Raw genomic sequence first — 25454 nt, forward strand, 5'->3', positions numbered from 1 at the left:
GTCTTCTTCTTTTTTGTTGATACTTTGGATTTTATTTTGGATTCAGTGGCGGACACGGGATTACATTTTCATGCCCTTGCCCGTTTTCTTCTGCGGCTTCTCCTGCTGCTGTTGCTGGCGGGCGTCCTTCGGGTTGGTCTGACCTTTCTGCAACGGCTCTCTCAGATTCTTTGTAGCCTCGTTGGTCTTGCCATCGTTGTTCACCGCCACCTGCGTGCGGCTCTCGTTGGACGGAGCAACCTGCTGTGCATTGTCAGGGTTCGTGTCGTAGCGGTACGGGCGTCCCTTCTCCGGGTTGAACTTGATATACATCGTGGCATGGAAGCCCTGCTTGTCGGTCACGTTCTCCAGCTTCACGGCTTTACCCGCCACATAGTCGGCTTTCTGCTGGTCGGTGAAGCTCACGCCGCTCCATTTGCTGATGGGGCGGATGCTGCCGTCCTCGTTCGTCCACGTGTTGCGGCGTTGCTCCTTCTTGGTCTGTGCGGCATTTTCCCCGCCCTGCGCCTGACTTTTCGATGTGTCGCCTTTGGTTTCCTGTGTCTGTGCGGTACGGGGCGACTTGCCGGTTCCCGGCACGAACTCCACGCCGCGCTGCTCCACGTTCACTTGCAGGGTGGTGACGAACTTTCTGCCGTCGTTGCGCTCGATGAGCTTGTCGCGTACGGGCAGTCCGGCGCGGAGCATGTCCCGCTCCTGCGTGGTGATTTCCGTCTTGCCGATGCGCTCCGGGATGCGCACCCTGCTTGCCGGAATGTCCGTGATTTCATTCGTCTTGCGGTCGATGCTGATGTAGGAGGGGATGATCTCGCCCGTTTCCCTGTCCACAATGTCCACGACCCTACCGAGATTGCCCGTTTCGCGGAGGTTCTTCCGGTCATTGTCGGAGAATTTGTGTTCCTTGTACTCATCCAGCTTCTGCTCCTTGCGGATGAAGTGCGGCACGAGGCTGATGTTTCCCTCACCGTCCTTCTTGAAGGAGAGGCGGGCGTCCAGCTCGAATGATTCGCCGCCGAAGGTCGGTTTGACCTTTACCAAGTCGGACTTGCCATAGTTGAGCATCTTCGTAAGGTCGCCGGACTTTTCAAGGTTGTCCCGCTTTACGCCCCATCTGTCCTCCAGCTCCTGCCAGTTGATTTTACTCTCGTCGATGGGCTGGTAGCCACGTTTGCCCTGCATCTGTTCGGATTTGTCCTGTTGCTGTTCTTTCCGTTGTTCCATGTTCTCCTGTTTTTGAGGTTCTTGTTTCTCTGTCTGTTGTGCTGCCATCTCTTCCTGCACCTTCTTCTCATAGTCGGAGGTGTCCACCTTGTGAGGGGCGAGCAGCTCCTTGTTCGCTTCGGGGTCTTTCAGCAGTTGCTTCATCACCTCTAAGAGATTTTCAGCTTGGTCTGCCGCAATGCGGTAGAAACCGAAGCGGCTGGGTTCCTTGCACTGCCGGAAGAAGTTCTTGAAGAAGTTGTCCAGCACGTCGCCATGTCGGTCGAATTGCAGGAAACTCTGCGCGTTCTCCGCTTTTGCGGGGGTGCGCTTGGGTGTGCCGTCCGCGTTCAGCCCGGCTACCACGCTGATCTCGCCTGTCTTCTCGTCACGGACTACCAGCACGTCCTTTTCGTCTTTTTTCTTTGCCATCTGAAAAATGTTTTAATGGGTTATTTATGAAAGAAATTATGGATACGAGCCTTGTAGAAGGCTATATCTTCCTTTTTGAAGTCCTTGATATGGTTGGAAAGGAATGTCAGCACGTCCTCCTCGCTGTAATAGGTCTTCTTGCCCAGCGTCTTGTAGGGCAATGCGCCTACGCTGCGGTAGCGTTGGAGGGTGCGTTTGCTTATCTGGAGCAACATGCACAAATCCTGATTGTCGAAAAGGCGGATGCTTTCCGTGATAGTGGGCTGTTTCCCCTCAGCCTTCATCGCCAGCAGCAGTTCGTCCTGACGGTCGAGCCGTTCCATCAGCTTCTGCATCCAGCCCTCGAAGTTGTTTCGTGTGAGCAGTTCCATGACCTATGTCCTCCTTCCTTTTGGTTTGCCGCCCGTGCGCAGCGTGTGGTTGTGGAACAGGGTGTCTATTGTCCCTTCCTCGTTCCTTACTGTGTTGTCCTCCAATAGCCGCAGTATCTCGGAAAGGCGGTAGCGGCAGCTTCCGCGTACCACCACATACTCGATACGGTGGTCGGTGCGCATACGCTGCATGGTGCGCTTGCTCACGTTGAGCATCTTCGCCGCCTGTGCCGTGTCAAGCAGCTTGTCTTCGGTTTCCCGCTTCCGTTTCTTCTCGTCCCTTGCCTCGCGGATGTACCCTGCGATGTTCGCAATCTGCGCCATCATCTCCTTGTAGGCGGAACTTTCCATTGTTATCACTTTCATGTTCAGTCCTTTCTTTTTGTTTCTGCGACAAAATTCGGCAATAAACAAAAGGGGCTTTAACAACTCACTACGTGACTCACGTAAGATTTTTGCGGAAGATGGCTCCGTAACCCGGTCAAACGGCGCAACAGGCAGCCTTTCAGCGGAAAACGATACGTCTTGTATGCCGTTTCGTTACCTTTGCGGCAAACTCTAAATGACATGAATATGGAAATAGTATCTATCGAGAAAAAGACTTTCGAGATGATGGTGGCGGCATTCGGCGCACTCTCGGAGAAGGTCGCCGCCCTGAGGCGCAAAAGCGACACGGGGCGCATGGAAAGATGGCTCACGGGCGAGGAGGTCTGCGGGCAGTTGAGAATAAGCCCGCGCACGTTGCAGACGCTGCGTGACAGGCGGCTTATCGGCTACTCGCAGATAAACCGCAGGTTCTATTACAAGCCAGAGGAGGTGAAGCGGCTGATACCGCTTGTCGGCACGCTCTATCCGCACGGCAGATGATTTGATTTATTCACCCACTGAATCCGAAGTTATGATGAACGAGAACAACGATGTTTTTACGATGGAAGACGAGCCGATAGCCTCTGTGGTGCAGGATATGCGCAAAGGCTCGAAATGGCTGTCCGCATTTCTGGAAAGCTACCGTCCTCCGCTGGACGGGGAACGTTACCTGACGGACGGCGAGGTGTCGGAACTGCTCCGTGTGAGCCGGCGCACCTTGCAGGAATACCGCAACAACCGCGTGTTGCCCTTCATACTTTTGGGAGGGAAGGTGCTTTACCCGGAAACGGGGCTGCGCGGGGTACTGGAAGCGAACTACCGCAAGCCGCTGGAGTGAGGCGGTTTCATGAAAAAGTAAACGGGTGACACCTTTTGTGGTGCTACCCGTTTACTTGTCTTATGGGGTATGTGCAATCAGCAATACCCGGCTTTTCCGTTCTGTATGAACATCACGTATGTCTGCCGTTTCTCTTGTGAGAGTGCCTTTCCCACCAGCCATGTGCGGAACAGGTGGGTGTTGTAGGTATTCACCCTGAAAGCGACCGGGATGATGATTTCAAGGGCGTACACGTCCGCGTGCAGCCCGTTTTCAAGCTGCATGTAGCGGCACACCTCGTAGTCGTTCAGCACGTCCGACTTGCGGACGGCTCTGATGGCGGCGTTCACTGCCGGGACGGTCGTATGGAACAATCCGGCTATTTCGGTGGCGGTCATCCACACGTCGTTACCGGTTACGCTGACTGCCTTGTCCTCGATGATGATTGTGTCACGTTTCATGGCTTTTCTTTTTAGATGGTGCAACCTGCAAATTCCTCGACGCCGTTCAATCTTGCGGCAAGGTTCTCCATGTCCTGATTGAGCTTCTCTTTGGTTATCTTTGCGTAAATCTGCGTCGTCTTTATGCTCTTGTGTCCGAGCATGGAGCTGACCGTTTCGATGGGAACACCGTTGGAGAGGAATATCGTCGTGGCTGCCGTGTGGCGGCTCTGATGCCACGTGATATGCTTGGTGATGCCGCAACGCTTGGCGACGGCACGGATACCGGCAAGGCACGTGTTATAATGCGGAACGGGAAATATCCTGCCGTCCCCGCACAGTCCCCGGTATTTGCCGATTATGCGGTTGGCGATGTCGAGCAGGCGGATGTTGGACACCACGCCCGTTTTCTGGCGGTTGATGTTTATCCACTCGTGTTCGTCGAAGTAGGTGCGGATATTCTCTTCCGTAAGGTTGCGCATATCCGCGAACGACAGCCCCGTGAAGGCGCAGAACAGGTAGAGGTCGCGGTACAATTCCTGTTTGGCGTTTTTCAGTTTCCCCTCCATCAGCAGGCGGATCTCATCTTTGGTCAGGAAACTGCGTGTTGTTTCCTCCTTCTTGATTTCATACTCGCGGAACGGGTCGCGCGTCAGCCACTCGTTGTTGATGGCGATGAATACCATCGTCCGTAACGGGCAGACGTACAGCCACACGGTATTGGTGCAGCAGTGCTTGTCCGTGCGCAGGAACATCTCGAAGTCGGAGATGAAAGCCGGGGTAAGCTCTTTTAGGGCGATGTCCTTCACATGGTAGCGGATGTCGAGGAACTCTTGCATGTGCTTGTAAACGGTGCGGTACTTCAGCAGCGTGCCTTTGGCTTTCATGCCTGCCTCCACCTGCTTCTCGTAGTCCTCGTTGTGCTGGCGGAACACCTGCATCAGCGTGTGGTAGCGGTGTTCCAGTCCGAGAAAGGCGTTCTTCACCTTCTCCGCCGTGACGAAGTTGTCACGCTCCATGATTTCCTGATAATGCCTGTTGATGCGTACCCGCATCTTGTCAAGCATACGGTTCGTTTCGAGTGCCGCCGTGCTTCTGCCCGTGACACGTCCACCTTTGGTGTCCCACAGTTTCGGATCGACAGTCAGTTTGCAGCTGAACTGTGTCTGGCTGCCGTCCACCGTGATGCGTCCCATGACGGGAACTGTCCCGTCCTTTTTCACTACCTGACGCTTGAGGTAGTAGATTACTGAAAATGTACTCTTCATTGTCCTTAATTTTTGGGTTTCAAAATTAGTTGGTGAAGAGTCCGGTGTTGGTACGCAAAACGGGGAGGAACGGCGCAATCTTTTTCCGTAACCTGATTTTTCGCATGAGTTATGGATAACTCACTATTCCTTAGAGCCTTGTTTCGCTATTCGTACCCGTTTGTCGCATTTTCGGGCATGGTTACGAACAAGTAACGTAGCGGCGTCAGGATTTGGCTTCGGCAGGGATTGTAATGGCTTCACGGATTATCGCCACTTCAACCAAAACCCTTGTAACTCAATTCTATCACTATATCTTTCCGCATTTCACTTTTTTGTAGTAACTTTGCCCCAAAAATCAGAATAAAGAATATACCTATGGAACTATATCAGGCAAATGGGAACCGCTATGCGGATATGGCCTACCGGCGTTGTGGACGCAGTGGGTTGTTGCTTCCGGAAATATCGTTAGGCTTATGGCATAACTTCGGGAGTGTGGATGTGTTCAGTAACTTTATCCGGATTGCACATGCGGCATTCGATAATGGGATTACACATTTTGATTTAGCTAATAATTATGGCCCGGTGTATGGTTCGGCGGAAGAGAACTTCGGGCGTATTCTGAAAAAAGGATTGGGTGCTTACCGGGATGAATTGGTTATTTCAACAAAAGCCGGCTATGATATGTGGCCCGGACCCTATGGAAACTGGGGAAGCCGCAAATATCTGATGGCAAGTCTCGACCAAAGCCTGAAAAGGATGGGACTGGATTATGTGGATATCTTCTATTCACATCGTCCTGACCCGGAAACACCGATAGAAGAAACGATGGGCGCATTGGCAGATATTGTACGTCAAGGGAAAGCCCTGTATATAGGTATATCCAACTATAATGCAGACCAGACGGCGAAAGCATTGGCTGTGTTGAAAGAACATCGCGTTCCCTGCCTGATACACCAGGCTCGTTACTCTATGTTGGACCGGTGGACGGAACCGGATTTATTACCCTTGTTACAGCAGGAAGGAGTAGGGATGATTGCATTCTCACCACTGGCTCAGGGAATGCTCACAAACAAATACCTGCATGGTATTCCTGAAAACTCGAGAGCGGCCAAATCGACCGGGCATCTGCAACGGGAACAAGTAACGGAAGAGGTAATAAATAAAGTTCGTCAATTGAACGAGCTGGCAGCAGGGCGCGGTCAGACCTTGGCAGAGATGGCACTTGCCTGGTTGCTGAAAGACGACCGGGTGACAAGTGTGCTGGTAGGCGCCAGTTCTGTAGAACAGCTGATGGATAACCTGAAAGCTTTACGGAATACTAAATTTTCGGAAGAAGAGATACTAACAATTGAAAATATCTTATGAGATAATTTTTGAGACAGAAGAACAAAAGAACATAAATTATAAGAATATGAAAGAAATATGTTCTTTTGTTCTTCTGTCTCAATATAAATGAAAACCCTAATTTAATGAAACCATTCTTGTATCAGGTTGCATCCCTGTTTTATTCCAAATATGAGGCGGATATAAGCCGGCTTGCGTTTGTATTCCCCAACCGCCGTGCCGGGCTTTTTTTCCAGAAATATCTGTCGGAGGTGGCAGGCAAGCCCCTTTTCTCGCCGACAATCCTTACTATTAATGATTTGTTTATACAGTTGAGTGGGAAACAGGCTGCCGACAGGATCAGCATGTTGTTTATTTTATATAGTATTTATGTCCGTCGCAGCGGTTCGTCCGAGACATTCGATGAATTTCTGTATTGGGGTGAAATGTTGCTCAATGATTTCGACGATGTGGATAAATATATGGCGGATGCCCGCATGCTCTTCACCAACGTAACCGACTTACGTGAAATAGAAAGCAGTTTTGATTTCCTGAGTGAAGAACAAATAGCTGCAATCCGTACATTCTGGTCGTCTTTTTATCCGAAGGGGGATAGCCCCAACCAGAAAGAGTTTCTTGCCGTATGGGAAATCCTGTACGACTTGTATACCGGATTGCGCCAAACATTGGCAGAGGAAGGCAAGGGGTATGAAGGAATGATTTTCCGTGAGGTTGTAGATAACCTGAAACAAGGAACCTGTTGTGAACTGCCCTATAGCCGGGTCGTATTCGTAGGTCTGAATGCCTTGTCGGTTGTGGAAGAACAATTCCTTCTTCAATTGCAGAAATTGGGTATTGCGGACTTTTATTGGGATTATGCTTCGCCGAAAGTAACAGACCCGGATAATAAGGCGTCTTATTTTGTGGAACGTAACCTGAAATTATTCCCTTCAAAATGGAAGATAGACGCAGACAAACCGGAAAAGATAAATGGCAAATCCACTCCGGAAATCGAAGTGATAGGGATTCCTTCCGGTATCGGACAGGCAAAACAGGTATATAGCCTGCTTTCCGAATTGTGTAAAGAAAGTGATATGAGTGCGGAAGAAGCACTCCGGACAGCCGTAGTCCTTCCCGACGAAAATCTATTGATACCTGTATTGAATGCAATCCCCGAACAAATCCGGCGCATTAACGTAACGATGGGGTATCCGCTTGCCGGCACACCGGTCGCATCTTTAATGGAATATATCCTGGCGTTGCAAAAGAACATCCGGTATGTAGACAGGCAACCCGTATTCTATTTCCGGGATGTACTGCCGGTACTCAACCACCGCTATATCAGTTCTACGGCACCGGACATTATCGCTGCACTGATAAAGGATATTTCCGAAAATAATAAGATTTACATCGGGTACGCGGATTTGGATAAAACGCCGCTGCTGTCCATTCTGTTTACACCCGTTACGGCTGTCGATGCTTTTTCCGATTATCTGATTCATGTATTGCAGGAATTGAATAAAGCCATAGAAGAAGGCAAATCCACGACTGAAGAAGATACGGACAATGAGCCGTTTTCCATTATTGACCTGGAACAGGAATTTATCTTCCATTACTTCACTACAGTAAACCGTATGAAAGAGGTGATGCAGGAAGCCCATGTGGAAATGAAAATCGATACCTATTTCCGCCTGTTGAAACGGGTAACGGATACGATTACCATTCCGTTCCACGGTGAACCGCTTTCCGGATTGCAGGTAATGGGGGTATTGGAAACCCGTGCGCTGGATTTCGACCGGCTGATTATCCTGTCTATGAATGAAGGAATCTTCCCGATGAAGAAAGCCGCCAACTCATTTATTCCGTATAATTTGAGAAGAGGATTCGGACTGCCGACTTATGAGCATCAGGACAGTGTGTGGGCATACCATTTTTACCGGCTGATTTATCGGGCCAAACGTGTAAGCCTGCTATATGATACACGAAGTAACGGACTGCAAACCGGAGAAGTAAGCCGTTTTGTTCATCAACTGCACTATCATTACGAGGAGCCGATTCAAGACAAATTAGTCGTATATAATGTTTCGGTATCCAAAACTCCGGCTTTGCAAATCGGAAAAACCGAAGAAGTGATGTGGAAACTGAATGCTTTCCGCAAAGAAGGTCCCCGTGCCATTTCTGCAAGTGCGATTAATACCTATATAGATTGTCCGTTGAAATTCTATTTTTCGGTAGTGGAAGGTATCCAGGAAGAAGATGAAGTAAACGAAACAATAGAAAGTAATGTATTCGGCAGCATTCTCCATAAAGTAATGGAAGAGTTGTACCAACCCTTCCGTGGAAAAATGGTAACGGCTGATTTACTGAAAGCTATCAAAAAAGATACTCCGATGCTTACCGGAGCCATAGCTCGCGCTTTTGCGGAAATCTTTTTCAAAACGGATGTGGTGCGTCCGCTTACCGGGCAAAATTTCCTGATTGGTGAAATGATCCGGAAATATGTGGAAAAGGTGCTGGAACGCGACAGCAAACTGACACCTTTCCGGTATATCGAGTCCGAGAAGAGAATAAGCCGCTTGTTTACCCTCACGGACAAAAGTGAAATCCAACTGAAAGGGTTTATCGACCGCATCGACGAAGTACGGGATGCGGTACGCATTATCGATTACAAAAGCGGAAGCGGAACAACGGTATTTACAACTATCGAGGATTTGTTCAATAAAGAAATAACAGACCGCTCGAAAGCCGTTATGCAGGTATTCATGTATGCGTGGATGTATGGTGCAGCACCGGAAGGCAAGACGTTGCAGCCGGGCATTTACTATATGCGGACACTCTTTTCTTCATCATTCGACCCGGATATTTACCGCCGGTTCGAGCGGACAAAAACAGAGCGGGTTACAGACTTTACCAGTTACTATACGGCTTTTGAAGCAGGAATGCGTGCTTGCCTGGATGAAATATTCGGAACAGATGTTCCTTTTGTACAAACACCCAACGGCAAAGCCTGTGCATACTGCCCGTTTAAAGATATATGTGGAAAATAGAAGGTCAGTCGAGCATTAAGCTCATGTAAGCTTCACGTGCGGGATAATCGAACAAGAGTTGTGTGAGCGATTGGATATCCATTTTTTCCATTTTCTCCGGATCTTGCAACGAATATTCGTGCGTGGAGTTCCAATGATGAATCAAACGTTTCGTATCCAGCACACAAGCCATTCCAAACCTGTAGGTGTCCGCCCCAAGAATAGGAACCCGGCATATTGCTTTCTTTACCTTATTTTGTAAAGTAGCTTCTTGTAGCAATAGGTTTTTTATCCGTTCGTCGTTAAATAAAAGCTCTTTTACATACACATGTTTGTTCTCCGGCTTCTCATTTTCATCCGAAGGATAAAGGAATACCATTCCTACAGGTTGTTCCTTATTATCCAGTGCAGTCAGGAATTGTCCACCGGACAGTTCTATATCTCGAAGGATATTAATAAAATCATCATGTGTATGAAGCATGCCGCAGGAACGTTCCCGCAATTTCTTGTCAAAAAACTTATAGAGAGATTTAAGCGAAGGGACTTCGGGTTCTACAACAGTCAGGTCCGGCTCATCCACCGGTATTTCCGGTTGTAGATAGGTTTCGAGTGAATAATCGAATGTTTCCGTAAAACCGAATTTCCGGTAATAGTCGAACAGCCAAGGCTCGGCTGGGATAGTAACAGTCAGAGCAAAATCCCTATATTTCATTTCCTTAAAGGTTTTTTCAAGAAGCTGCCTCATATATCCTTGTCCCCGTACTTCGGGAGACGTACAAACGGCATAAATATAAGCAACAGAAATTTCCGTACCATAATAAGTCATCGTATACGGAAGTATGTGAAGTGCAGACACAATCCGTCCGTCCTTTTCCAATGTCATGGCATTCTCGTCCTTATAAATCCGGTCGAAGAACAATTCGATAAATTCCTCACTGTCATTAAAAGACATTCTCCACAAATCTTTAATCTGCTCTTTCTTATCCATAACCCTTAGTTTTTTAATTGTCAACTGTCACTTGTCAACTGTCAACTGAAAAATGTTACGCATTTTTCTTTATCGCTGCCGATTTCTCCAATAAAATCACAGGATTGTATGACAGCTTCGCTTTACGAAGTCCCGGAATACCCAAATCTTCCTCACGGTTTACGTAGGTGTATTGTTCCGGGAGGTGGGATGCCAGTTCCTTGTTTATAACAGCGTAGGCACCTTCATAGTTCACATCCGCTTTTTCCACATGAACCCCGAAAGTATCATGGTTTATTGCCGCTCCGAAAGAGAAAGCTACAATCTGTCCACCCACGCAGATACCTCCGCCAATCAGTCCCAGTTCGCTGAAATGGTTCAGGGCATAGGTCATGGAACGGCGTTCCGCTTTTAAAGCATCCGTATCATTTTCTTCCTGGTTTGCCTTATACCATTTGCATTCGAGTTCCAGGCATTCGGGAATAAGTTCTTCCGACAGCGGTACATATTTATATTCATATTTCTTATTGAAATTATTAATATGGTTGCGCTTGGATTGGAATTTCTTGCCTTTCAGGGTCGCTAAATCTTCCCTTAGATAGATATAATCGAAATAATCACGCTCAGGGATGTAGAAGAAAGCACCCGGCAAGACCTTTTCCAACTCATCCTTGGCATCCTGGGTTACTCCCAGCATACAGAGGGGATGTCCTTGTTTCAGTGAATCTTTTTCCAGTAATTCGACGGCTTGCTTTAAATCGCCTTGCCCGGTAGGAGTCATGTAGGCAACTCTTGTTTTATCTTCGATCCGGAAACGGATTAGTAATTGTCCGTCGACTACGGCATACTCGGTATCATATAAAAAACTCCAGCTGCAAATGTTGGCGAACGAGTAATCGCAGTTGCGATAGTTGCTTGGATAAGTGAAAGATGTTATAATCTCTTTATCTTCTATAGTAATCGGTTTAAACGGTATTTCCATCTTTTTTTGTTAATTTGTAACGCAAATATAAAACTTAAAATGCTTGCATTTTGTTTTGAAAGTTTGAATTTTAATAGATATTATAAATCACTTCATAAACAAAACTGAAAACATTTATATAAAAAGAAATGTTTTCTTTGTAGAAATAAATCGAACAAAAATATGAAAGCAGATATTGGATTAATAGGTCTTGCCGTAATGGGCGAGAACCTGGCGTTGAATATGGAAAGTAAAGGTTTCAGTGTGGCTGTTTATAACCGTAGTTTTCCAGGTGAAGAAGGTGTGGTTGATCGTTTTATCAACGGCAGGGGTAAGGGAAAACACTTTATAGGAACACATTCCATCGAGCAACTGGTCGATTCGGTTGCCCGTCCGCGTAAAATAATGATGATGGTAAAAGCCGGTTCTCCGGTAGATGAGTTGATTGCTCAATTGGTACCGTTTCTCTCTCCGGGAGATGTAATAATCGATGGTGGCAATTCTGATTTCCATGACACCGAACGCCGTGTGAAAGAGGTAGAAAATAAAGGCATGTATTTTATAGATACCGGAATTTCAGGAGGAGAGGAAGGTGCTTTGCGTGGCCCGTCGGTTATGCCCGGTGGTTCTGCTGCCGCATGGCCGTTGGTGAAAGATATTCTTCAGGGAATCTCGGCAAAACTTGACGATGGCACTCCTTGCTGCGAATGGATAGGTAGCGGTGGAGCCGGACATTTTGTAAAAATGGTACATAATGGTATTGAATATGGCGACATGCAACTGATTTCCGAAGCTTATGCTTTATTGAAATACCGCAAAGGGCTGGACAATGATGCTTTGGCTATCATTTTTGACGAATGGAACGGAGGCGAGCTGGATAGTTTCCTGATTGAAATAACGGCGAATATTCTTCGCTTCCGGGATGAAGACGGAAAACCTTTGCTGGATAAGATTCTGGATGTTGCCGGACAAAAAGGTACAGGAAAATGGAGTGCAATAGCTGCTATGGATGAAAACGACCCGTTGACATTGATTACCGAGGCCGTATATGCCCGTTTACTTTCCGCTTTGCATGGCGAACGCCAGAGAGCTTCCGGGTTGTATCCGGAAAAGGTTGAAGTGAACGAAGAACTTTTCATTGAAGAAGTCCGCCAGGCTCTTTATGCAGCCAAGCTGGTTTCGTATGCACAAGGTTTCTCTCTACTTCGCCGGGCTTCCGAACGATACGGATGGGAACTGGACTTCGGAACGATTGCACGCATCTGGCGCAAAGGCTGCATTATCCGTTCTGCATTCCTGCAAAAAATAACGGAAGCTTACCGGAAGAATCCGGATTTGGAAAACTTGCTGTTTGATGATTTCTTCCGGAGCAAAATACAATCAGCTTTGCCAGCATGGCGTAAAATGGTTGCCGAAGGTGCATTAAGCGGAGTGGCATTGCCTGCCATGAGTGCTGCACTGAGTTATTTTGACGGGTTGCGCACGTTGCATTCTGCTGCCAATCTGATTCAGGCGCAGCGCGATTATTTCGGAGCTCATACCTATGAACGGACAGACCGGGAACGGGGACATTTCTTCCATACGAACTGGACGGGAGAAGGGGGAAATACAGTTTCAGGTACATATATCGTATAACGTAACAGGAGAGCATAAGAAATGAAAAAAGCAAGTGACCAACTACTCGTTATATTCGGAGCTTCGGGTGATTTGACAGCCCGTAAACTGCTCCCTTCCCTTTTTGAACTGCATGTCCGTGAATTGTTGCCTGAACATTTTTGTATTCTGGGAGCGGCACGAACCGACTATACGGATGAAGAATACCGTGCGGAAGAAAGAAAACAGATACTCGAAGCATCTAAAAATAAAGATCTGGACGAAGCGCAACTGGACAGTTTCCTTCGTCGTGTATTTTATCTTGCCTTCGATTCTACTAATTCGGCGGAATATGGCAAGTTAAAAGAACGTATCCGTTTCCTGCAACAACAGGAACAGTTGCCGGACAGAGTAATTTATTATCTGGCAACGCCTCCTTTAATGTATGAGTTGGTTCCGGCCTGCCTGCAGGAAAACGGAATGAATGTGCCGGAAAAAGAAGATGGCTGGCGCCGTGTGATTGTAGAAAAGCCTTTCGGGACAAGCCTGGAATCCGCCCAACGCCTGAACCAGCATCTTTGTAAGATTTTCGATGAAAAAGAAATCTACCGTATCGACCATTATTTGGGTAAGGAAACGGTACAGAATATCTTGGTACTTCGTTTCTCCAACGGCATATTCGAACCGCTCTGGAACCGGAATTATGTAGACTCGGTGGAAATCAGTGCCAGTGAAACACTGGGAGTTGAGAACCGGGGTAAATATTATGATGGGGCAGGAGCATTGAGGGACATGATACAAAATCATCTGATGCAATTGATGGCATTTACTACAATGGAATCGCCTTCTGTTTTCGATCCGGAGCCAATCCGTGATGAGATAGTGAAAGTATTCCGTGCCCTTCGTCCTTATCAGCCGAAAGAAATAGATAAACTGATAGTAAGAGGGCAGTATGACGGTTATCGGCAGGAAAAAAATGTAGCTCCGGATTCCAATACCGAAACATATGTGGCCATGAAGATGTTTATTGATAACTGGCGCTGGAGCGGTGTTCCTTTCTACATTTTTACCGGAAAGAAACTGCCGGAGAAGACCTCTGAAATTGTTGTAAATTTCAAATCGACTCCTCACCAGTTGTTTGCGGGACAATGTTCGGGCAGTTCCTGTAATAAACTGATAATCCGTATCCAGCCAAATGAAAGTATTACGTTGAAATTCGGATTGAAGATGCCGGGTGCCGGTTTTACCGTCAAGCAGGTGGGAATGGACTTCCGCTATGATTCGCTTTCCAAAAGTTATCTTCCCGATGCTTACGAACGTTTATTACTCGATGCCATGTTGGGAGATTCTACCTTGTATGCCCGCAGTGATGCGTTGGAAGCCAGTTGGAAACTGATAGACCCGATTCTCCGTCACTGGAAGGAGGAGGGTAGTAAGAACCTGTTTTTCTATGAACCGGGAGAGGACGGACCTCTTGAAAAAGCCTTATTGGGCATGCTGCCGGACGATTCCTGTGATTCATGCGGATAATAAAAAAGGAATAATAGTATGGTAATAGAAAATTTTAAAGATAGCAAAGAAGCGCTCCGCTCAATGACTTCCTGCCTGCTCTATTATATGAGCCGGAAAGATGACGGGCTGCCTTTTAATCTTGCTCTTTCAGGGGGCGAGACTGCAAAGAAAATGTTTACCCTTTGGGTGGATGAATATAGGGAAACGATTGAATGGAAAAACATCCGTTTTTTCTGGGTGGACGAACGTTGTGTTTCTCCAACAGATCCGGAGAGCAATTATATGCATGCAAATGAATTATTGTTTAAGCCTCTATCCATTCCGGAAGATCATATCTTCCGTATTCATGGGGAAGTAGAACCGGGAACGGAGGCGATGCGTTATTCACGTATAGTGAAGGAGTTTTTACCCAGACATAGCCAGCTTCCGTATTTCGACTGCATCATTTTGGGTGTAGGAGAGGATATGCACACAGCTTCTATATTCCCTAACTCCTTACCCTTGCTTACGGATAGCCGAAACTATGCAGTATCCCAACATCCGGTAACACTTCAATACCGGGTGACAATGACGGGGCCACTGATATTGAACGACTCTCCATTGCTTGTGCCTATACTTGGAAACGAGAAAGCAAAGGTGGTGAATAAGTTGAAGAAGGGATATTCGGTAACTCAACCTACGCCTGCAGCTTATATTCTGTCTCATGCGGCAGAAGCGAATGTGTATACTACATTAGGCTAATAATAGTGGGTGTCAAAATCGTTTTGACACATTCTTTTAGGCACGGATTCCACTGATTTCACGGTTTCAAATACAATATTAAATAAACCGTGAAATCAGTGGAATCCGTGCCTAAAATTCCGGTAATCGGGAATTTTGTTGTTATCTCTTTTCCAATATCAATCCTAAATCAAATTGTGTACTTGCACCTACTACATTGTTGGTTACAACCTTCAATGCCATTTCTACCAGTGCATATGTATCCCCCAATATATCTTTTAACATAGGAAGGGCTTTGGCTGCCAATACCAGATACTCATTCAAGATTGCCTTATCTACCCATATTTTCAGGGTACCGTCTGTATCTATATAATAATGTAGGGTAACCGGATATTTCAAATCCATGCCAATTATGGATTTGAAATCCACAACAAGATTCATTTCTTTCTCTTTAAAACCGAAAGTCAAAATGTCCAAAGTTTTAGTTTGGTCGGAATCATCAATAGGATGATAGGAAACAATTACATTTCCGTTCTCTTTAAATTCAACGGACTCAAAATAGGGAAGTAATAACATCAATACCGTTTTGAAGGCCATGTTTACTGTTTCATCCGTCATTTCTTCTTTGATGAAGTTCTTTATTATGTCCGGAAGCATATCGATAAATTCTTTCGGAAGAGTAATATGCCCTTCTTGCGTTTTAAATTCAAAAATAAACACACGAGCACTCTTAATGCCCCACTTACCAACAACAGGAGAAAGTGATTTATAGTCTACATTTATCTCCAATACGCCGTTTTTGATACTGCCGTTAATCGTTATATCATAACATCCTTCTTTCTTACTGCTTCCGCTTAGTCTGTACATTTCCCCGACCTGCAAAAGTTCCACATCAACAGAGAAATCATTGGCGAGGTAAGCTAATGTTTGGAATTTTAGGGTTGCTTTCGAAGCGGACACCGCCAATACGGTAATCGGGAATTTAGCATCCTGGGCTACATTGTTGATCTTAATACTAAGACTATCATTGGCATAACTGCCGGCGATAGTTCCCCAACCGGAGGTGGTTATATCGAGTATCATTTTACCGTCTTTCGCTACATTTCCATTTACCTTTACAGTAAGTCCCAGGTCGGTATCGGTTTTCGTTTCACCTTTTATATTCGCACTGCCTTGGAAATTGTAGGAATGATTATCCTGTTCTTCCATTGTTACATTAACAGGCACGGAGCTATGTCCGTACAACACATTTTTAAGAGTGACAATCGCTGTTTTTGCAGACTGTACGTCAATAGTGACTGCTGTTCCGGCAATGCTTTTCCCATTTAATGTCAAGGTGGCATTCTCTGCTGTAATATTTTTAGGGATTTCTTTCCATGTATCTCCATCCTCTTTGCTACAGGACATGAAAATACTCACAGAACACATAAGGGCAAGTAAAAAGAATAGTTTTTTCTTCATTTTCTATACTAAATTGATTAAATATTCAGGGTTTTTGCAAAGTAAAGGCTTTATTCGGCTCGCGTAAAGAGAGATGTTTGCGATTGTATGTTCTATTTTTAAGAAAGGGGAAGGCATAATGGAAGAAACAGGAAAAGAACGGACAAAATACATTTAAGAAATTGTTCTGAATAATTCTGTATATATGTATAAATCTGCTTAGGGATATTTATATTTTTTATTTTAGAGGGAGTGGCTTCCTCATAAAAGAGTATGTTCTATTATTAATGGAGCGGTCAAATTCAACCTAATTTAAAAACACATTTAGTCGGTTTTTGTTTTAGCTTCAGATTTGTTTTTGTATAAAACAAGCGGTTAATCTCCTTAAGTTAGGGCATTGCAGGTACTATTTGCTGAAAGATGATGTTACATCTTTGGTATTAAGTGTTCTATTTTTAAGAAATCGATTTTATTTATTTACATTTTACCTTTTTCATTGTTCTCTTTTTGTAATAATGACTATATTCGCCGCTCAAATAAATTTAAATTCTACCAATTAAAAAAAGAAAATTATGAAGAAAAAAAGTGTTTTGTACTTATTGTTAGTAATTTGCTCAATAGGCTTATTTGCTGCCTGTGATAAAAAAGATGAAGGGGAGCCCAAAGAACCTGTATTACCTGTAGAAAAAGAATTAGCAGGTACTTATAAAGGTTTATTGAGTATATTAGTTAATAACCAAAGCTTAGGAGATGATGCAATTCAAAAAATTTATATTTCAAAATCTACTTTCGGAGACAATTTACTGAAATTAGAATTAAAGAATTTTAGTTTTGGTCCTATGTCCCTTGGAGATATAAATGTTGATTCTTGTGTTGTAACAAAGAAAGAGAATGTGTATGCGTTCAATGGAAATACAATATTGACATTGACAGAACCTATTGGGACTTGCCCTGTTTCTGTTACAGGCACAATAGAAAATAGTAAAATCAATATCAATATAAATGTCGCTGTTGCTGCTTTAGGCCAGGATGTAGTTGCCAAATTTGCCGGTTCCAAAATGACAGGCAATGAAAATACGGAAGCTAAAATCCTTACTTACACCTTCGATAATAATTTGATTACAGAGCAACCCGCCATTGACGAAGACAATGGCGAGATTACTTTTAAAGTAATCGATTCTGCAACGGATGAAGATTTGAAAGCGCTCATCCCAACCATCACTATTTCAGAAAAAGCTACAATTACTCCAGCAAGCGAAGAAGCACAGGATTTCTCAAACGGCAAGAAAGTTACTTATACGGTTGTATCGGAAGATGGTACGGTGAAGACTTATGAGGTGTCTGTGGCGGGCAAACAGAGTATATTAAAGTATTCGTTTGAGGAATGGGTTACAAAAGGAACGGGTAAAGCCCAACATGAAGAACCTGAGTCTGATCAGCTTGCTTCCAGTGTAGAAGGAGCATCTCTTTTATATATATATGGAGTAGAAGGTTTTCCCGTTTGTAAGTCAGAGGATAAGAAAAGTGGTAATTATGCAATCAAATTAGTTACAATGGATACAAGTGAAGCTGCTAATAGCTTGGTTCCTGCTATTACGTCTGGATCTGTATTTACAGGTAAGTTTGATTTAAAATATGCATTCTCTGATAAATTATCATGTACTCAATTTGGTATACCTTATGATAAAAAACCAATAAAGTTCAAAGGTTGGTATAAATATACTCCAGGAACAAAATTTATTGATGGCACTGATTATAAAAATATTATAGAAGTATCTAATAAAACGGATGAATGTGCTATACAAGCAGTATTATACAAAGTAGATCGTGATAATGATGTTCTAACTGGACATGATATTAATGATTCTCCTAAACGAGTAGCTGTTGCTGCATTAACAGATGGTACAGCTAAAGCCGAATATACAGAATTCGATATTCCTTTTGTTTATTTGGATGGAAAAACTTATGAAGAAGGTGCAAAATACAAATTAGCAATAGTATGTTCTTCAAGTAAGGAAGGTGATTTTTTCAAAGGAGCAGGAGGTAGTACCTTAATCCTTGACGAAATAGAAGTTCTCGGAGAATAAATTTATTTGTTACCCAATTATAAAGATGAGAGGTGTCAACAATGTTGGCACCTCTTTCTATTTATGATTAATACGCACCAGCCTAATTTTATCAACAGACTTTATCTACAAATCAACTATCATACTATCATTATCACCCCTAAACAACATATAATCAATATATTGAGTTATGATAGTTCTTATTTTGAACTCTCATTTATCTATCATACAACTCTCATTTTCCCCATTTTGCACTCAAGTACCGTTCTTTTTACTGATAAAAAAGATCAGTTAAAAGGGTAAATTTTGTTTTTCCAATTTATCCATCCTTCTCTCTTTTTTTCTAAAGGCTATTACTTTATTTTGCAGAATATTTACTTTTTGTTGGCCAGATGTCCGTTTAATAGCATTTTACACCCCCGTCTCGATGGTTCCGACATCCGGGTGTTAATTCTACTGTGACCTGGGTGTCGAGCAAAATTGGTAACTATCTTTTAATATTCAGCTATATGTTTATTAAGAATAGATTGCTGTCTCTACTGTTTCAATTGTAGGAGTATGATGGTTATGATAGTAGTTATGATAGTTGAAAATAGAGCTATCATAACCCAATATCATGATTAAATGGTATTTATGGGTGATAATGATAGTATGATAGTTGTTTTGCTATTAAAGTGCACAACGAAAGAGTTATAAGCAGAAATTAACCAATTATATATAACTGTAAAAGATAATCATGTTTCTTTATTGGGAATATATGTTCCTTTTTTAAGAAATAAATCATATAATACATGCCTGATATTTTATTTTGTCCTTTTATACGGATATTTCCTATCTTTGTATCTAATAACAATCATATGGTTTTATTTATTAAAAACGGAAAAGAAATGAAGACGAAACTGATTTACTTGTTTGCAATCCTTTGTTCCGCAGGAGCATTTACTGCTTGTAGCAACAACAATGGTGGTGATGACCCACAACCTGATGTTCCAATTCTTCTGAAAGGTGAAAATATATATAGTGGAGATAAGTTGGCTTTGACTTATAGTGATGCGGTAATGCCCGGCAAACAGATAAAATTCGCAACAACAGATGGGAAAACCGGAGCTCTCACAATGAATGGAGTTTTAGATCTGAGTTTTTTAAGTAAAAGCGATAATACTTCAGCATCTTTTGTTCCGGGAGTTATACCGGGAGAGGCAACAACTATCATTAATGTAGAATTAAAACAGAATGGTTCCAAATATACATTCTCCGGTACAGATAGAAATGATAACCGTTCAGTAGAGTATACCGGAGAAGTAGACTCTACCAAATTGACATTATCTCTAAAAGTTGTGATGAATGGGGCTACTGATTTACTCGGTACTTGGAATTTGAAACAATATGTAGCGCAACAATCACTACCTATTTATGCGGAATGGGTGTCTACAAAAGATTTTAATATAGCATTATCTTCTGTTGGAGAACAGGCCATTAAACCTAAGGAGTTAGTTTCATATATTCTATTACTGCCATTTGTTACAGGAAATAACCCATATCAGTTATTAAATGCGGTATTAAAAGATGTAACGTTTAAACCTGATGGCAATATTATTGCTTCTTACTCCAAAGGAGAAAATATCAATAATCCTCAATGGCTTAATTCTCCTGCAAATATTGCTCAATATTATGTAAAGGATGGAACAATCTATCTGCTTTTAAATCCGTCAATGCTTATGTCTGCATTTACCAAAGCAGGAACAACAACTCCCATGGATGAAGTGTTAGCAAATTTAATGACAAACATCTTGCCTATGTTAGGAACCGGTTTCCCTCTTACCTATAAGATTAATGGCAATGATTTAACGGTTTACTCAGGTACAGAATTGACTATGAAGTTAATTAATACAGTATCTCCTTTATTAAAAGATCAAGAACTTGTAGCTGGTATCATTCAAAAGATGCAACAGAATCAACAATTGGCTCCATATATCCCGATGTTTCAATCTATCTTAGAACAACTTCCGGAAGTGTTAGCAACGACACAGCAATTTGAAGTTGGAATCAATTTAAGCAAATAATTAAACATATCTCAATTGAGATATAGTAAAAAAGAGGTCATCTACTTGTGGTAAATGACCTCTTTTTTATTTAATCATTTGTAAAACTAAAACTCAATACAGTCTAAAATCCTATATTATTCGTTCATCAAATCATATAAACGAACATTATTGTCTCTTTGCAATGCAAGATTATATAAATCGGAAACAAATTATATAAAACAGACCTTGAATAGACAAGCATAAACCCGTTACTTTGCAACGCTTTTAATAAAAAATCGAATTGATTGATTATGAAGAAAAGGACATTCTTTTATATTAAACATAAAATCAAATGAGAAAAAGTGTATTGTATTTTTGCACATTGATCTGTTCAATGTGTATCCTTACTACCTCTTGTAGTAAGGATGATAATGGTAAACAAACTGATGATGATACCAGTTGGCAAATATTACCGGAAGGTGATATTGCAACAGAAAACGTAGATTTGAATTTAGATGGTATGTCTTCTACCGGAGAGATTAGTTTTAAAGCTCTAAGTTCTGATAAGGCTCAAATAGAACTTAAAAATGTAATTAAAGGATATAGCGAGGTTGCTATTGATTTAACCATGGAAAAGCAGGCTGATAATTCATTTAATTTTTCTGGTAAGAAATTAATGGATACAGCCCCTGATTTAACAAAAGTAGACGCAGGTAAAACAACTTTTTTAACTGTTGAAGTTAGCGGAAATATTACTCAGGAAGGAAAGATGACCATTACAGTTAAGACTGCGGGTATTGCTAATTATGCTGGTGATTATAATAATGACAAACTTATTTTAAATTATAGTGAGGCTGTATTATTAGGTAAAACTGTTACTATAAGTGCTGATGATTCAAATATGAGTTTCATACTTAAGGGAGTAATACCTGGAGAATCAGAGACTATTATTTCTGGTGTACAGTTTGATGAAAAAGGAGCTTTTTCTGGAGAAACAAAAACGACAGAAGGAACGAGCATTAAATATGCCGGTTCTCTATCAATTGAAACAAGTGTTTTAACGCTTGATTTATCTGTGACACTGTCTGAAACAGCTTTAGGTAAACTAAATGGAGTATGGTCTTTACTTGATAAGGTAGACACTGATGAATATATGACTGAAATAAAATCATCTCCTTTCTTTTTAAGATGGCCTGCTATAACAGTAGTAGAAGAAACGGGTACCGATGGTGAACAAATGGCAAGAGTTGGTTCAGTAATCGTTTCTCATATTCTTGCAGAAGTGTTAAGCCAAGTAACATTCCATACAGATGGTAATATAACAGCTCAATATTATCCTAAACTACCGTTCAATGGAGATAATGCTATGGAATGGATTGTGGGAAATGCCTTTAATATAGAGATCAATCCTTCGCATACAGAATGGAACACATCTCCCAAAAACTTAGCTTTTTGGTATACAAAAAATAATAAACTATATGTTATGCCAAATATCGAGATGATTATGAAACAAACTTCTCAAGACAATGGAAATGGTGGAGCTTCAGTTGGAGGAATGGAGGATATACTCTCACTCGTATCTAAATTAGGTTTAGATACAAGCAAATTAGATCCTGCATTAATTGAGCAAGTAATCCAATGGTTCACTACTGGTATCCCTCTAAATTATAGAACAGTCGATGGTAGATTAGAAATTTATGTAGATAAGGAAATGGTAGAACCATTTATGCCAATACTTTTTACAATGTTACCTCAACTACAGGCTAAATTAGACGAGATGGCTGTAGAAAATCCAATGATTGGATATTTACCAATATTTTTAGCTATAAATAAGCTTACAGATATAGAAACGATTTGGAAAAATAACACCAAGCTTTTTGAGTTAGGTATAGCATTTAAACAGAATGAGGTAAAAGAATAAGGTGAATATTTTGTTAATAATAACTTACTAAAAAAGAGAAATCTTCTATTAATTTGTAGAGGATTTCTCTTTTTTAGTATAAGATTCGATTTAATCTATTTATTTTTTTCCTAATAACCACTTCCTTAATTCCCCCATCAACTCTTCCCTGTATAGAAACGACTCCTTGAATGCAAAGCTATGCCCACCTTCCGGGTAAACATGAAGACTTACCGGAACCTTATTTTCTAAAAGAGCTTGGCAATAAGAAATACTGTTTTTGGGAGAAACCGCTGCATCATCTGCCGCAACCGTAATAAATGCAGGTGGAGTATCTTTAGTGACATGCAGATTAGCAGAGTAAGCCCGTATTAATTCTTTATCCGGCTGTTCACCCAGAATCTGTTTTCGTGAATTTATATGTGTAATAGAATCCTCCATACTGATAACCGGATAAAAAAGAATCTGGAAATCAGGACGTGTATCGGCTGTGGCAAATACAGAAGCAGACGCAGCAATATAGCCACCTATCGAAGCGCCCATAACACCTAAACTGGTAAAACGCCATTCCTCTTTATGCTGTCGCATAATCTGCAAGCTTTGTTGAATATCGTCAAGGAGAACATCCTTATGCCCATTTGGCATTCGATATTTTAGAATGCCAAAAGTTATTCCTTGCTGATTGAACCATTCCGCCATATCATGCCCTTCATGCCCAACTGCAACCTTTGTCAGACCACCTCCCGGGCACATAACAATCGCTTTACCACTTGGATTTTCTGCCGGATAAACCATCAGGGCCGGACTTGAAACATTTGCGATAAAACCCGGCAACGAAGTATCTTCAGCTCCGCTCAATCCATTAGCCTCCGGTGTACCGTCAGGCCAGATGTTTAATTCTATATACTGTTCCATTTCTATATAATTTTATTCGATTCAAATAACCTTTGCCATTTGTTTAACAACTGAAGGGCCCGAAAAGATGAAGGCTGAATAAATTTGTACCAAATCTGCACCTGCAGCTTGCATACGAAGAGCATCTTCCGGTGTCATAATACCTCCGGCACCTATGATAAGCACATCTTTCCCAAGTTGCCTTCTTAATAACTCGACAATCCGGCGGGATTTGTTTCCGATACCTCTTCCGCTTACACCTCCGGCACCGTAAATTGCTAACTCTTCAGCCGTATAATTTTGTATATTCGAACGGTCAGCAGTCGGGCCGGTAGCAATTACACCGTCTATATGAAAACGCTGGACTAAACCTGCAACTTTTTCAATGGCCCCTTCCGGAATATCTGCAGATAGCTTCAACAGGACAGGACGATTTGAAAACATGGAACTCTTGTATTGATCAAGTTTTTCAAGAATCTGGATAAACAATTCATCGTCAGAGGAGGGAAGGTTGATTGTAAAATAGTCAGCCTTAGGAGAAAGAACCTTATATAGAGACAGGATGTCGTTGATTGCAACTTCTCCGGTCGATTCCGGATTTTTGTTGATATTGATACCCAACAGATAGTTGCGGGAAGACCGTTGTAAATGCTTGTTTAATTCATCCAGTCCGGGATTGTTAAATCCGGTTCTGGAAATCAGCGAATCATATTTAGGCAGACGGAATATGCGTGGTCCGGGATTTCCTTTTTGGGGGGAAGGGGTAATGGTTCCTATTTCAATAAATCCAAATCCAAAATCAGATAGTTCATCAAACAGTTCTCCCTGTTTATCAAATCCTGCGGATAAACCGATTCTACAGTTGACAATCTTATCTCCCCAATGATAAGGTGTTGTCTGCTGTTTATATAAATTACGGATAAATACCCGTAGCCAGGGGATATGACTATACGTTTTTAATCCGCCGGCCAGCAGGTTGTGTACATTTTCCGGTTCGAGCAAAAATAAGAGAGGCCTGATGATTTGTTTGTACATAATTTGTTTGTTTTTATTGTCATTGCAAAGCTATTCAATAAGAATCAGATATACTATTTCAATATTTTTATAGATTATAATAGGAAGTTATTTGCATAATTGATCTATTTCTTTTTCTTTTGTCATAGAAAAATCTGTCTACCTTAATTTTATCTGATATTATAATTATGGACATAAACAAAACCGAAGCAATTTTGGAACATATAGAGAAGAACTCTTATGAATCTTTTCGTATCAAAGAAGATATTTTATCCCATATAGAAACACCTCTGCATTATCATCCCCATTATGAGCTTGTATGGATAAAAGCGGGGGTGGGAGTCAGGATAGTGGGAGATCACGTTAGCCCGTTTAAAGAAAATGATATGATGCTGATTGGTCCTAATCTGCCCCATGTATGGACCAACGACCCGGAATATTATGCCGAGGATCCAGATTTAATGGTAGATGTATATGTCGTACATTTTGCAGAGGATATATTAAATGAGTTGATTTGCAGGTTTCCGGAGCTAATAAAAATCAAGCAGATTCTTTTTAACTCCCGGAGAGGTATGCAGATAGTAGGGGATACAAATATTAAATTGAGGGAAATCATTTTCAAACTGAAGCAAGCTACTTCAATAGAACGTTTTGTGCTGTTCATGCAAATTTTCCACCAATTGGAAAATACGGAAGATACCTTGTTGCTTTCATCCGAGAAATTTGCGAGTCTTTTTTTAGAAAGTGAGTCCGAACGCCTACGTAAAATCTATGAACATATCAGCAAGAACTTCCACAGGAATATTCAACTTGAAGAGGTCAGCAATATAGCATGCCTTTCCCCTACAGCTTTCTGCCGTTATTTTAAACAAAAGACCGGACTGCGTTTCACCTCCTTTCTCAATGATTTCAGACTCGAATATGCCCAAAACCTGATGAACAACAATGCCTATAAGATATCGGCAATCGCCCATATGTGCGGATTTCAGGATATCTCGTACTTCAATAAAATGTTCAAGGAAAAAAATGCAATTACCCCATCCGAATATATTATGCGTTTGAAGCACGATTAATCATAGAAATTGTAAAGATTGTTTTATATCATGTCATTTTCGTCCTATTCAAACATTTTGTTCTT

21 protein-coding genes are annotated in these 25454 nt (G+C 42.3%); 11 read left to right on the forward strand and 10 right to left on the reverse strand.

Going from position 1 to position 25454, the window contains the following annotated elements; translation table 11 throughout:
* Nucleotides 1–60: 60 nt before the first annotated feature.
* Genes ACGE0T_RS08910 through ACGE0T_RS08920 form a run of 3 tightly spaced genes read right to left on the reverse strand, consistent with a single transcriptional unit; the run spans nt 61 to nt 2432 of the window.
* On the reverse strand, nt 61–1632 hold the full coding sequence (locus ACGE0T_RS08910; protein ID WP_004291455.1) for a DUF3945 domain-containing protein: 1572 nt from the start codon (nt 1630–1632) through the stop codon (nt 61–63).
* Between the two features lie 20 nt (nt 1633–1652).
* Nucleotides 1653–2003: a helix-turn-helix domain-containing protein gene (locus ACGE0T_RS08915; RefSeq protein WP_004291454.1), complete on the reverse strand. Its 351-nt coding sequence runs from the start codon at nt 2001–2003 to the stop codon at nt 1653–1655.
* A gap of 3 nt (nt 2004–2006) precedes the next feature.
* Nucleotides 2007–2432 carry a helix-turn-helix domain-containing protein gene (locus ACGE0T_RS08920; RefSeq protein ID WP_004291432.1) on the reverse strand — a complete coding sequence of 142 codons (426 nt, stop codon included), beginning with the start codon at nt 2430–2432 and terminating at the stop codon, nt 2007–2009.
* 138 nt (nt 2433–2570) lie between these two features.
* Here ACGE0T_RS08920 and ACGE0T_RS08925 point away from each other — a divergent pair, with 138 nt between their 5' ends.
* Complete coding sequence (locus ACGE0T_RS08925; RefSeq protein WP_004291426.1) at nt 2571–2870, forward strand: helix-turn-helix domain-containing protein; 300 nt, start codon at nt 2571–2573, stop codon at nt 2868–2870.
* A 31-nt stretch (nt 2871–2901) separates the two neighbouring features.
* Entirely contained in the window at nt 2902–3207 is a 306-nt protein-coding gene (locus ACGE0T_RS08930) for a helix-turn-helix domain-containing protein (RefSeq protein WP_004291424.1), read from the forward strand.
* A 77-nt stretch (nt 3208–3284) separates the two neighbouring features.
* Here ACGE0T_RS08930 and ACGE0T_RS08935 read toward each other — a convergent pair whose 3' ends face one another.
* Together ACGE0T_RS08935 and ACGE0T_RS08940 are read right to left on the reverse strand one after the other, a co-directional pair.
* Complete coding sequence (locus tag ACGE0T_RS08935; RefSeq protein WP_004291423.1) at nt 3285–3647, reverse strand: hypothetical protein; 363 nt, start codon at nt 3645–3647, stop codon at nt 3285–3287.
* Between the two features lie 11 nt (nt 3648–3658).
* Complete coding sequence (locus ACGE0T_RS08940) at nt 3659–4894, reverse strand: site-specific integrase (protein ID WP_004291422.1); 1236 nt, start codon at nt 4892–4894, stop codon at nt 3659–3661.
* Between the two features lie 357 nt (nt 4895–5251).
* Here ACGE0T_RS08940 and mgrA point away from each other — a divergent pair, with 357 nt between their 5' ends.
* Together mgrA and ACGE0T_RS08950 are read left to right on the forward strand one after the other, a co-directional pair.
* On the forward strand, nt 5252–6241 hold the full coding sequence (mgrA, locus tag ACGE0T_RS08945; RefSeq protein WP_459190123.1) for an L-glyceraldehyde 3-phosphate reductase: 990 nt from the start codon (nt 5252–5254) through the stop codon (nt 6239–6241).
* Between the two features lie 104 nt (nt 6242–6345).
* The gene (locus tag ACGE0T_RS08950) at nt 6346–9246 is read left to right on the forward strand and encodes a PD-(D/E)XK nuclease family protein (protein ID WP_459190124.1); all 2901 of its coding nucleotides are present in this window, start codon (nt 6346–6348) and stop codon (nt 9244–9246) included.
* A 4-nt stretch (nt 9247–9250) separates the two neighbouring features.
* On the opposite strand, the gene ACGE0T_RS08955 is transcribed toward ACGE0T_RS08950, so the two are convergent.
* Nucleotides 9251–10213 (reverse strand): GNAT family N-acetyltransferase, encoded by a 963-nt coding sequence (locus tag ACGE0T_RS08955; protein ID WP_459190125.1) that lies wholly within the window; start codon nt 10211–10213, stop codon nt 9251–9253.
* Between the two features lie 55 nt (nt 10214–10268).
* Nucleotides 10269–11174, reverse strand: a complete 906-nt coding sequence (locus ACGE0T_RS08960) for a DUF2156 domain-containing protein (RefSeq protein ID WP_459190126.1) — start codon at nt 11172–11174, stop codon at nt 10269–10271.
* Nucleotides 11175–11336: 162 nt separating this feature from the next.
* Between ACGE0T_RS08960 and gnd the strand changes: the two genes are divergently transcribed.
* The 3 genes from gnd to pgl are packed head-to-tail and all read left to right on the forward strand — an operon-like array spanning nt 11337 to nt 14999.
* Nucleotides 11337–12788, forward strand: coding sequence for a decarboxylating NADP(+)-dependent phosphogluconate dehydrogenase (gene gnd / locus ACGE0T_RS08965; protein WP_459190127.1), 1452 nt, complete (start codon nt 11337–11339; stop codon nt 12786–12788).
* Between the two features lie 21 nt (nt 12789–12809).
* On the forward strand, nt 12810–14276 hold the full coding sequence (zwf, locus tag ACGE0T_RS08970; protein ID WP_459190128.1) for a glucose-6-phosphate dehydrogenase: 1467 nt from the start codon (nt 12810–12812) through the stop codon (nt 14274–14276).
* Nucleotides 14277–14294: 18 nt separating this feature from the next.
* The gene (gene pgl, locus ACGE0T_RS08975; protein ID WP_459190129.1) at nt 14295–14999 is read left to right on the forward strand and encodes a 6-phosphogluconolactonase; all 705 of its coding nucleotides are present in this window, start codon (nt 14295–14297) and stop codon (nt 14997–14999) included.
* Nucleotides 15000–15140: 141 nt separating this feature from the next.
* On the opposite strand, the gene ACGE0T_RS08980 is transcribed toward pgl, so the two are convergent.
* Nucleotides 15141–16439, reverse strand: coding sequence for a hypothetical protein (locus ACGE0T_RS08980; RefSeq protein WP_459190130.1), 1299 nt, complete (start codon nt 16437–16439; stop codon nt 15141–15143).
* 551 nt (nt 16440–16990) lie between these two features.
* Between ACGE0T_RS08980 and ACGE0T_RS08985 the strand changes: the two genes are divergently transcribed.
* The 3 genes from ACGE0T_RS08985 (at nt 16991) to ACGE0T_RS08995 (ending at nt 22429) form a co-directional block, all read left to right on the forward strand.
* Nucleotides 16991–18505, forward strand: a complete 1515-nt coding sequence (locus ACGE0T_RS08985; protein ID WP_459190131.1) for a PCMD domain-containing protein — start codon at nt 16991–16993, stop codon at nt 18503–18505.
* An 866-nt stretch (nt 18506–19371) separates the two neighbouring features.
* On the forward strand, nt 19372–20547 hold the full coding sequence (locus tag ACGE0T_RS08990; RefSeq protein ID WP_459190132.1) for a DUF4925 domain-containing protein: 1176 nt from the start codon (nt 19372–19374) through the stop codon (nt 20545–20547).
* A gap of 313 nt (nt 20548–20860) precedes the next feature.
* On the forward strand, nt 20861–22429 hold the full coding sequence (locus ACGE0T_RS08995; protein WP_459190133.1) for a DUF4925 domain-containing protein: 1569 nt from the start codon (nt 20861–20863) through the stop codon (nt 22427–22429).
* A 99-nt stretch (nt 22430–22528) separates the two neighbouring features.
* Here ACGE0T_RS08995 and ACGE0T_RS09000 read toward each other — a convergent pair whose 3' ends face one another.
* Together ACGE0T_RS09000 and ACGE0T_RS09005 are read right to left on the reverse strand one after the other, a co-directional pair.
* Nucleotides 22529–23323 (reverse strand): alpha/beta hydrolase, encoded by a 795-nt coding sequence (locus ACGE0T_RS09000; RefSeq protein ID WP_459190134.1) that lies wholly within the window; start codon nt 23321–23323, stop codon nt 22529–22531.
* A gap of 21 nt (nt 23324–23344) precedes the next feature.
* Nucleotides 23345–24337, reverse strand: a complete 993-nt coding sequence (locus ACGE0T_RS09005; protein ID WP_459190135.1) for a quinone-dependent dihydroorotate dehydrogenase — start codon at nt 24335–24337, stop codon at nt 23345–23347.
* A 167-nt stretch (nt 24338–24504) separates the two neighbouring features.
* Between ACGE0T_RS09005 and ACGE0T_RS09010 the strand changes: the two genes are divergently transcribed.
* Nucleotides 24505–25389 (forward strand): AraC family transcriptional regulator, encoded by an 885-nt coding sequence (locus ACGE0T_RS09010; RefSeq protein ID WP_459190136.1) that lies wholly within the window; start codon nt 24505–24507, stop codon nt 25387–25389.
* The last annotated feature ends 65 nt before the right edge of the window (nt 25390–25454 follow it).

This window comes from Parabacteroides sp. APC149_11_2_Y6 (assembly GCF_054506995.1).

Excerpts from the sequence above, each read along its gene's own strand:
- ACGE0T_RS08940 (WP_004291422.1), bottom strand. The coding sequence starts at position 4,894 with ATGAAGAGTACATTTTCAGTAATCTACTACCTCAAGCGTCAGGTAGTG.
- ACGE0T_RS09000 (WP_459190134.1), bottom strand. The coding sequence starts at position 23,323 with ATGGAACAGTATATAGAATTAAACATCTGGCCTGACGGTACACCGGAG.
- ACGE0T_RS08990 (WP_459190132.1), top strand. The coding sequence starts at position 19,372 with ATGAAGACGAAACTGATTTACTTGTTTGCAATCCTTTGTTCCGCAGGA.
- ACGE0T_RS08985 (WP_459190131.1), top strand. The coding sequence starts at position 16,991 with ATGAAGAAAAAAAGTGTTTTGTACTTATTGTTAGTAATTTGCTCAATA.
- zwf (WP_459190128.1), top strand. The coding sequence starts at position 12,810 with ATGAAAAAAGCAAGTGACCAACTACTCGTTATATTCGGAGCTTCGGGT.
- ACGE0T_RS08910 (WP_004291455.1), bottom strand. The coding sequence starts at position 1,632 with ATGGCAAAGAAAAAAGACGAAAAGGACGTGCTGGTAGTCCGTGACGAG.
- ACGE0T_RS08930 (WP_004291424.1), top strand. The coding sequence starts at position 2,902 with ATGATGAACGAGAACAACGATGTTTTTACGATGGAAGACGAGCCGATA.
- ACGE0T_RS08950 (WP_459190124.1), top strand. The coding sequence starts at position 6,346 with ATGAAACCATTCTTGTATCAGGTTGCATCCCTGTTTTATTCCAAATAT.
- ACGE0T_RS09005 (WP_459190135.1), bottom strand. The coding sequence starts at position 24,337 with ATGTACAAACAAATCATCAGGCCTCTCTTATTTTTGCTCGAACCGGAA.
- pgl (WP_459190129.1), top strand. The coding sequence starts at position 14,295 with ATGGTAATAGAAAATTTTAAAGATAGCAAAGAAGCGCTCCGCTCAATG.
- ACGE0T_RS09010 (WP_459190136.1), top strand. The coding sequence starts at position 24,505 with ATGGACATAAACAAAACCGAAGCAATTTTGGAACATATAGAGAAGAAC.
- ACGE0T_RS08925 (WP_004291426.1), top strand. The coding sequence starts at position 2,571 with ATGAATATGGAAATAGTATCTATCGAGAAAAAGACTTTCGAGATGATG.
- ACGE0T_RS08915 (WP_004291454.1), bottom strand. The coding sequence starts at position 2,003 with ATGGAACTGCTCACACGAAACAACTTCGAGGGCTGGATGCAGAAGCTG.
- ACGE0T_RS08955 (WP_459190125.1), bottom strand. The coding sequence starts at position 10,213 with ATGGATAAGAAAGAGCAGATTAAAGATTTGTGGAGAATGTCTTTTAAT.
- ACGE0T_RS08980 (WP_459190130.1), bottom strand. The coding sequence starts at position 16,439 with ATGAAGAAAAAACTATTCTTTTTACTTGCCCTTATGTGTTCTGTGAGT.
- ACGE0T_RS08960 (WP_459190126.1), bottom strand. The coding sequence starts at position 11,174 with ATGGAAATACCGTTTAAACCGATTACTATAGAAGATAAAGAGATTATA.
- mgrA (WP_459190123.1), top strand. The coding sequence starts at position 5,252 with ATGGAACTATATCAGGCAAATGGGAACCGCTATGCGGATATGGCCTAC.
- ACGE0T_RS08935 (WP_004291423.1), bottom strand. The coding sequence starts at position 3,647 with ATGAAACGTGACACAATCATCATCGAGGACAAGGCAGTCAGCGTAACC.
- gnd (WP_459190127.1), top strand. The coding sequence starts at position 11,337 with ATGAAAGCAGATATTGGATTAATAGGTCTTGCCGTAATGGGCGAGAAC.
- ACGE0T_RS08995 (WP_459190133.1), top strand. The coding sequence starts at position 20,861 with ATGAGAAAAAGTGTATTGTATTTTTGCACATTGATCTGTTCAATGTGT.